This window comes from Psychrobacter sp. AOP5-GZ1-6 (assembly GCF_052376345.1).
Taxonomy (GTDB): Bacteria; Pseudomonadota; Gammaproteobacteria; order Pseudomonadales; family Moraxellaceae; genus Psychrobacter.
The window spans coordinates 1-7,154 of the sequence record NZ_JBQSVP010000149.1 but is presented as its reverse complement, the minus strand read 5'-3'; the positions used below and the strand labels follow the sequence as shown (position 1 = coordinate 7,154).

General features: G+C 38.6%; 7 protein-coding genes and 1 pseudogene. 3 read left to right on the top strand and 5 right to left on the bottom strand.

What is annotated here, in order from left to right:
• Together ACT3RN_RS13635 and ACT3RN_RS13630 are read left to right on the top strand one after the other, a co-directional pair.
• Positions 1-274, top strand: a pseudogene (locus tag ACT3RN_RS13635) (hypothetical protein); the annotation flags it as partial.
• Between the two features lie 17 nt (positions 275-291).
• Positions 292-717: a hypothetical protein gene (locus ACT3RN_RS13630; protein ID WP_075101647.1), complete on the top strand. Its 426-nt coding sequence runs from the start codon at positions 292-294 to the stop codon at positions 715-717.
• Positions 718-806: 89 nt separating this feature from the next.
• Here the strand turns inward: ACT3RN_RS13630 and ACT3RN_RS13625 are convergent, their stop codons facing one another.
• The 4 genes from ACT3RN_RS13625 to ACT3RN_RS13610 form a co-directional block, all read right to left on the bottom strand.
• Complete coding sequence (locus ACT3RN_RS13625; RefSeq protein ID WP_444518718.1) at positions 807-1,316, bottom strand: hypothetical protein; 510 nt, start codon at positions 1,314-1,316, stop codon at positions 807-809.
• A gap of 12 nt (positions 1,317-1,328) precedes the next feature.
• Entirely contained in the window at positions 1,329-2,531 is a 1,203-nt protein-coding gene (locus tag ACT3RN_RS13620; RefSeq protein WP_192520443.1) for an AAA family ATPase, read from the bottom strand.
• Positions 2,532-2,603: 72 nt separating this feature from the next.
• Positions 2,604-3,134, bottom strand: coding sequence for a Holliday junction resolvase-like protein (locus ACT3RN_RS13615; protein WP_225739299.1), 531 nt, complete (start codon positions 3,132-3,134; stop codon positions 2,604-2,606).
• Positions 3,135-3,179: 45 nt separating this feature from the next.
• Complete coding sequence (locus tag ACT3RN_RS13610) at positions 3,180-4,067, bottom strand: competence protein CoiA family protein (RefSeq protein ID WP_170108268.1); 888 nt, start codon at positions 4,065-4,067, stop codon at positions 3,180-3,182.
• A 111-nt stretch (positions 4,068-4,178) separates the two neighbouring features.
• On the opposite strand from ACT3RN_RS13610, the gene ACT3RN_RS13605 reads away from it, so the two are divergent.
• Positions 4,179-5,258, top strand: coding sequence for a hypothetical protein (locus tag ACT3RN_RS13605; protein ID WP_109590305.1), 1,080 nt, complete (start codon positions 4,179-4,181; stop codon positions 5,256-5,258).
• A gap of 11 nt (positions 5,259-5,269) precedes the next feature.
• Here ACT3RN_RS13605 and ACT3RN_RS13600 read toward each other — a convergent pair whose 3' ends face one another.
• Entirely contained in the window at positions 5,270-7,105 is a 1,836-nt protein-coding gene (locus tag ACT3RN_RS13600) for a DUF4209 domain-containing protein (RefSeq protein ID WP_192520442.1), read from the bottom strand.
• Between the last annotated feature and the right edge of the window lie 49 nt (positions 7,106-7,154).

Here is a 7,154-nt window from a genome sequence, read left to right as displayed (position 1 = left end):
TAGAAGCAGTTGTAATATAGCCGCGATTGAATTAATGGAAGTAGGCGTCAAAGCTGTCATGACTAATGCTTTAGAAGTTCAAATGGTATTACTCGAAACGGTTAAACGTTTTGAGAAAATCAAAGTATATGATAATTCAGATCCAGTAGCGTTCCAGACAATGCTTGCTTTAGGTAAGTCGCTAAAAAATATTTTAGATCAGCCTCTTTTAAATAATGAAGGTGAAGCAGTACAAAATATTCGCTACAAGTGTGAAGGCTATCTTGAAATCTAATAAGGAATATAAACATTATGAAAGATGTGATTACAGCAAGCTCTAAGAAAGCTATTAAGACGGTAAGTTCCAAAAACCCAGCTTCTAGCGCTTATCAAGGGTTTGAGATGCTAGTTAAAGCTTACGCAGATTATAAAACTATCTGTCAGACTGAGTATACAAAACGTGAAGCGATAGCTGCATGGGAAAATGTACATCTTACTAAGTCCAATAACCAAAGAGAGTTTCTAGAGTCTTATCTAAAAGAACGCTTCGCAGAACGTCGTCATGTGATAGATGAGATGTTCGTAAGGCTTGATCAGGGGATTGAAAATGATAATCCTGAGTTGATCACGATGGCTATGAGCGCAATAGAAAACACGGTTAAATCTTCACCACTTCAAGAAGCCGGTCAGGTATTAATGGCGATGAATGACCCAAACATCGACAAAATTGAGTTTTAAAAGTAATAAATACTTGAGTCGATTTAGTGCTATAAGTCTATATTACTAAAATAAAAACTAATTTACTTAACTCTAGCGAGCAGGGCGGTTTATTTCTTGCCTAACAATGAGCGCAGCTGTTTAATCGTGGCATGAATGCTTTGATCGAGTACAGGTTTTGCAAATAAAGGCTCATAGCTCTTTGGTAGGGCAGGATTATCAGACAATTGTGGATGTAAGGCACTTTTGCATTTTTGTGCAGTATGGGACGTGTTTTGGCCTAGCACGTTCAGCAACATACCTTCTAGGCATAACGGCTTTGAATATAAGATTGTAATGCCAGAATCTTTAGCGGCTTTAATATCTTGTTGATTAACAGGGACGTCGCTATCCATCAAAATAAACTTTTTATCATAACCAACATGGCGGCTCTTTTTGACTGTATCTTTAATGATATCGTGCGGTGAGCCACCACTAGAAAAGTCTAAAGTAATTTTACTGCCAGAGCGCCTTTCATGATAGATACCTTTCATATGACTCAAGAATGCTTTGTCATGCTCACCTTCACCCATAACAAGCAAGGTAGTTTTGTTGACTGACCGAGGTTTACGCTTTGCCATAACCCAACCCCCTTATAGATTTGGTATCGCGTCAAACGCGCCAGCCATATATTTCGCATAAAGGTTATCGTCATTACGAACCCCTTCCATCTCATCTAACCGCCAAGCTTCTGAAGCCTGCTCGTATTTTTCGACCAAATAAATTTGATGCTTATTTAACAAATTAAACACCTCGGGCGTATGGCAACTAAAAATAAGCTGAGCATTATGAGGGTTATGATGCGATGAGCGAAACAAATCAAAAATGGCGGGTAATAGTAGGGGGTGTAAGTCGTTATCAAGCTCATCGATAATAGCTACGCCACCATTTTTAAGCACAGGTAGTATTAGGCCAAGCAAGCTATAAGCAGATTGTGTGCCATTAGATTCTTCATAAATCATAAGCTCAAATGAGTCATCACCGACTTTATGAACACCAAAGGGCAGCAGTACTTCTTGCTGCTTTCCTTCATTGACCATCATAACGCTTTTTATATTAATTTCATCGATGCCCGTATCAAACTGACAAAGTAGCTTTTCAGCGGTTTGTTTTAAACCATCATCCTTAGCAAACAATTCAGTCATCTCAGGTATAGACTGGCTAAGACTGCCAAGCCTACCCATTGAGACGACATTGGTTTTATAGCCTTCCAACATCTCAATGATTGCTTCTGCCAGTGGTTCATCAAGCAAATTGGCATAACTGATCAAAGAGGCGTTTTTTTTCACGTCATCTGCAAGTGATGGGATGACAAAGCTGCGATGCTTATAAACCATCTCATCACCATCATAGTGACGGCTAAAAACGTAGCTAAATAAGCGACTGGTCTTTTTATATAGCGCTTCATTGATCACGCGGCTTTGGCTAAGCGTTAGCTCATAGCGATACTCTTCATAAACACCATCAGTATTTTTGAGTAAAAAACCCATCTCAAATTCAGATGTATTGTTTTGGTTCAGCGCAAAAGGGCTATACGGGATATTGTCTTCTGAATCAAGGCTACTAGTAGAGCCACAAATAAACCAGCGCAAAAACGATACTGCTTTGAGCAGTTGCGTCTTACCGGAGCCATTCGCACCTAAGATCGCTGTGACTTTATTGAGCCGATACTGATCATGCTCAGTATCAATATAAAAGTCATAGTTAGACTCAGTTGGCTGCTTACCTAGCGTAAACGATACTTCCGTTGCTTCTGGGTAAGAATAAAAATTATCGAAACGAATATAGGTAATCATAGTCAGCCGTTTTTAACGATATTTTGTGGTTTATAGACTACGATAGCATAAATAACGATCATGCAGTATAGTTTAGCTTGTCAAAACAGTCATATTTTCAGTGTTCTCGCAATATTTGATTCGAAGCTCCTTGAAACTGACCTGACCGTTTTGAACAGCTTGCTTGATAATTTTCTGACGCGCATTAAGTCTAGCATTACCTGTTTTTACCTCAGCAATAATTATTTGTACTTCTTCTATATCAGCCAATCCTTCTGAACAGGCATGAAGGTTTTGAAAAATCATATAATCAATCGGCTCTCCTAAGAAGCGGCAATCAGATGGATTGTAAGGAAAGTCAGCGATGAAGGGCGTGAACTGTTCACCGATTTGACCTTTTAGAACGTTACGCTGCATGTTATTAGAGCGCTTTTTAGCGTCTTTTACTTTTTGTTCAAGCTCAACCTCAAAATCAGCTTGTTGCTGGGTTATCGCGGTTTGAATATTGGCGATATCACGCTCGCTTTGTAAAATAGTTTTGTTTTGCGCTAATATTTTTTGGACGGCAAGTACCAGCAAAACCAAAGCAACAAGTATAGTGAGTAGTAAAATAGTATTGTTCATAATCGGTTCCTAAGTAAAATATAATAAACGTGGCTAGGCTTTTGGCTATTGCTTTGGCGTCATATCCATTTCTTGCAAACGAGCAAAGACAGTATCTGAAAACGGCTTAAAGTAATTCCATGATTTGTATTTTTGGTTATATTTGCCGCCGCCTTCGTTACGCCACTGCTTTAATATTTCGATGACATCGTGGTTATAGGTCACGCATTTCACCGATACCATGCCTGAATTAAATACTCTCACATCTACCCAGCTGTGCTTGATTGTGAAGCGATAAGTGCTATAGCCCTTATCAAAGCTTTCATTATCATCCTCTTCAGTGATTGTTTGGCAGTTATAGGTAGGTTCAACTGATAGAGTAGGTGCTGTTAAAGTACTTGCTTCAGGGAATACCCATTGTTTATTACTCACACAGTCTAAAATGTAGTCTTTCGCTTCAGTACTTGGCAGCTCCATATCTTGTTTAATAATCTCACGCAAGTCGATCTCTATTGTCTTGATACCAAGCTGCTTAATAAATGCAGATTTATCCGCATCGATAAATGATGTTACTGCCACCTCGATAAACATTATTTCGTCATCGATAGTCGCTACTAGATCAGGTCGTATAGAGCCAATAGCTTGTTCTGTGACCAAATGATCAAACTGCCATGTTTTTTCTTCATTGTGTTCATCATCAGGTAGTGCTGGTAGTGTTAAATATTTCTCTACCATAATGACTTGCTTAGCAAACTTGTGTAGGATACTTTCAGGGTGAATCGTACAGCTTTCTTTATTACTTAGATGCGAGAAATGGTGCTCATTCTTCTCACCTTTACGAGCCACCACAGGCTCCGCGCACTCAAAGCAAAAACACATACAAGCTAGCCCTCGCTCGACTTGCTTAACATTGACGATTTGCTTTTGCTCATTAACAGCGATTGACATTGACATAGTTACCATCCTCTTGTTAGTTGGTTAGGAGTGAGGTAACTATGCGATGAAATTTAGCTTTAAAACAGGCTGCTATAGGGATGTTAATAGGGGTTTAATCGGTATATTTATATGAAAAACAAGCATTTAGTAGTATTCAATGAATTGCATGACCAGCTATTAAATTATCCTCGTGATACGCTTTGGGATAAGTATTTAAACATTATCGTCAGTGAACAGCTAAGAAAAATTGAGTATTCGGATGAAGCGTTTGAGCCCGAAAAGCTATCAAGACAGCAAATTTATGCCAAAGCAAAAAATATCCATGAAACAAGCGTAGACAGTCAGACTGCTAAAAATGCAGTTAAAACGACAAGGTTAAAGGCGACTTTAAAAGCATTTATTGATGATCAGCCGGACTGTAAAAAGGCATTTATCAATCTAGGGTATGAGCCAATAATTGTCACATCGGCCTCAGGGGGCGGATCGAAAAACAAGACGTTACTATGGATGGATATTCGAGCCCTAGAAAATGAAGCAATAGAGAATATAAATGAGGCGGCTTTAGTTAATGTTGATACTGACAATGATATCGAAAGCGTTGATGATATAAGCAGTATCACTTACGAGCGCAAAGCTGCATCCGATGTTAAACCATCATCATTTACCAATCTGTTTTTTAAACAAGGCGAGCTTAAAATGTTGAGCGTGAGAGGAGTATCTCTCATGCTACTACTGCTGGCAGTATTTGTATTCGATGTTTTAATAGCGATATACGCCTTTTTGGTGCTCTTACTGCTGGATGACTTGCCTACAGTTAGCTTGTGGCAGGCTATTTTATTTAGTGCAATGATACCCTTTGCTTATATCAGCTGGCGCTATTTTTTTATGCCCTTATATTTGCTGCCTTATTATCGTGTGATCAAAGCACCTATGTTTTTTGCCAACGTGAATGTTGATAATGCTGACATCGAGATGTACAGGGACAAAGACAAGCTAAACGTCGCTAGAGTGACAGAATTTACTGCTACTTGTCCCATCTGTTCGGGAACAATCATATTGGCGCAAGGTAAACCTGATCAAAAGCAGCCGCTAGTAGGACGCTGTAAAGAAGCGCCTCATGCTCATGTGTATAGCTTTGATCGGATGACGATGAAGGGGTACTTTTTGGGTGTACCAGATTATTCTGTAAATGACGCACTTAGACTTTAGACTAAAACAGTTTATTCAATATTAGATGTGTTAGGGTCGAATAGCGACCTAACTACCAATCTCAAAATCATCCACCATGCATAAACCGATACTTGAGAGCCAGAGCTTTGATCATCCAATAAACCGTGAGCAACATCATTGCGTAAGTTAGCGCCAATAGATTCGGTGAAGACAGCTTTTAATTCGAACAGTAGGTCTTCACCTAATATCTCCTCAGCTTGCTCATGCTTGAGCAATGTTGATAAACCATTTTCATTTTCAATACCACCTTTACCAATAGTGGTAGTATGAACGCCATTATTTTTTAAACAAATTCTCACTATATGTTCGACTTGAGGAGCAAGTAAATGAATGCTGTTTCTAAAGTCGTGCTCAAAACCGCTCCATAAAGCGCTAGCCAAAAGATACTCTCGACCTTCAGGAACTATAGGTGAAAGTTCACATAGCTGTATTAAGTACTCCTTTGTTACTCTAAAATCCATAAGAATTTGATTTAACGCTGGGACAATGCTTCCTTGCACCATAAACTGCATGTTTAATTGAAAGTCTTGAATCATTTTATTAAATATTGCTGGTTCGCTTTCTTCTTCTGTTTTGTAATCAAGACCTAATGCTGGAGTTTTAGCAGTAACTCGTCCATCTCCAGAATAATGAATGCTACTAAACAAGCTACTCAGGAAATACTGTTGATGACTTTCTAAGGCTTGAGATCGCAGGTCTTTATAGATAGGGGCGGGGAAGCCAGTAAAACACAGTAGAGCATGATTTAGATCTTGCTTGTTTGATACATGCTCTATAGACGCCTTAACGGTATCAGTTATATCAACACTAGGTAGCTGAAAAACAGGCATTTCATCTAATATGTTGTGACCTGTTTCAATAATCTTATCTCTGACGTAATCCATCTTTTCATTAACATCGTACAAACTTCTCTTTACTTTTGGAACTTTTCGATAAGCCTGCAAAGCATTTTCATAGCTATGATTAGCAGCCATTTGACCTTGAATATTATTCGTTACTTGAGAGTCGCCTTCAAGTACGAAGCATTCAGCTGATAAAAGCAAACAGTTTAGCCACTTATCATCTTCTTGTTGAGCTTTAAAAAACTTTTCAGCTACATCAAGATGTTCACGAGCTTGCCAGTAGTTGTTTGAATTTAAGAGATTTATGCCATGACCATATAGCTCTTCTGCAACTCTTGTCAACTCATCTCTAAGCAGATGATGACGTCCAATCATTTCACCAAGCCAGAGATTCATAAAAGGGCTATTTGAATAATGTTTTTCAAAAGCAATTTTTAGTATTGACTCGATACTTTGCATTTTTTGACGATCTTTTGTCTGTCTAGCTAACTGAATACACCGCTCCCAGCACTGTTTTATATCAGGATGCCATGTCTCAGGGTCGATCGGAAGTTGCATATAGCTTTCTATAGCAGCTTGTGCGTAATCGACTTTTCTTGGACTTGCGCGTAACCAGAGTATGTCAGCAAAGCGAGCTCTGATCATTGAGTCTGTTATATCAGTATAAACTTCTGCTATGAAATCTAGCTGTTCGCTTGTTAAATCATCTGGGATTGCTGATCGCTGAATAGTATTTCCATCAGAGTAAGTTGTACCAGCTTTAAAAGGGTCGTTAGGACTACTTGGATTGATTGCCATTGAGCAGATATCTGAGGCAAGCTGTAACGCATGAGCTAAAGCTTCATTACCTTGTTCTCGTTCCAAGTTCGCTTGCTTGTAGTAAGCTACAGATATAGAGGAGTATCCAAACTCAAATGGATCATTAATGTTCAGATTGCTATGATTGATAAACTCAGTAGCGGAGCATAAAGTAAAATCTGACATTAATACTTTCCTTGTTTTTTATAAATAATTTGTACTCAAATAAATTTTA

What these genes read in the sequence shown, in the direction of transcription:
- ACT3RN_RS13630 (WP_075101647.1), top strand. Translation starts at nt 292, where the DNA reads ATGAAAGATGTGATTACAGCAAGCTCTAAGAAAGCTATTAAGACGGTA.
- ACT3RN_RS13625 (WP_444518718.1), bottom strand. Translation starts at nt 1,316, where the DNA reads ATGGCAAAGCGTAAACCTCGGTCAGTCAACAAAACTACCTTGCTTGTT.
- ACT3RN_RS13620 (WP_192520443.1), bottom strand. Translation starts at nt 2,531, where the DNA reads ATGATTACCTATATTCGTTTCGATAATTTTTATTCTTACCCAGAAGCA.
- ACT3RN_RS13615 (WP_225739299.1), bottom strand. Translation starts at nt 3,134, where the DNA reads ATGAACAATACTATTTTACTACTCACTATACTTGTTGCTTTGGTTTTG.
- ACT3RN_RS13610 (WP_170108268.1), bottom strand. Translation starts at nt 4,067, where the DNA reads ATGTCAATGTCAATCGCTGTTAATGAGCAAAAGCAAATCGTCAATGTT.
- ACT3RN_RS13605 (WP_109590305.1), top strand. Translation starts at nt 4,179, where the DNA reads ATGAAAAACAAGCATTTAGTAGTATTCAATGAATTGCATGACCAGCTA.
- ACT3RN_RS13600 (WP_192520442.1), bottom strand. Translation starts at nt 7,105, where the DNA reads ATGTCAGATTTTACTTTATGCTCCGCTACTGAGTTTATCAATCATAGC.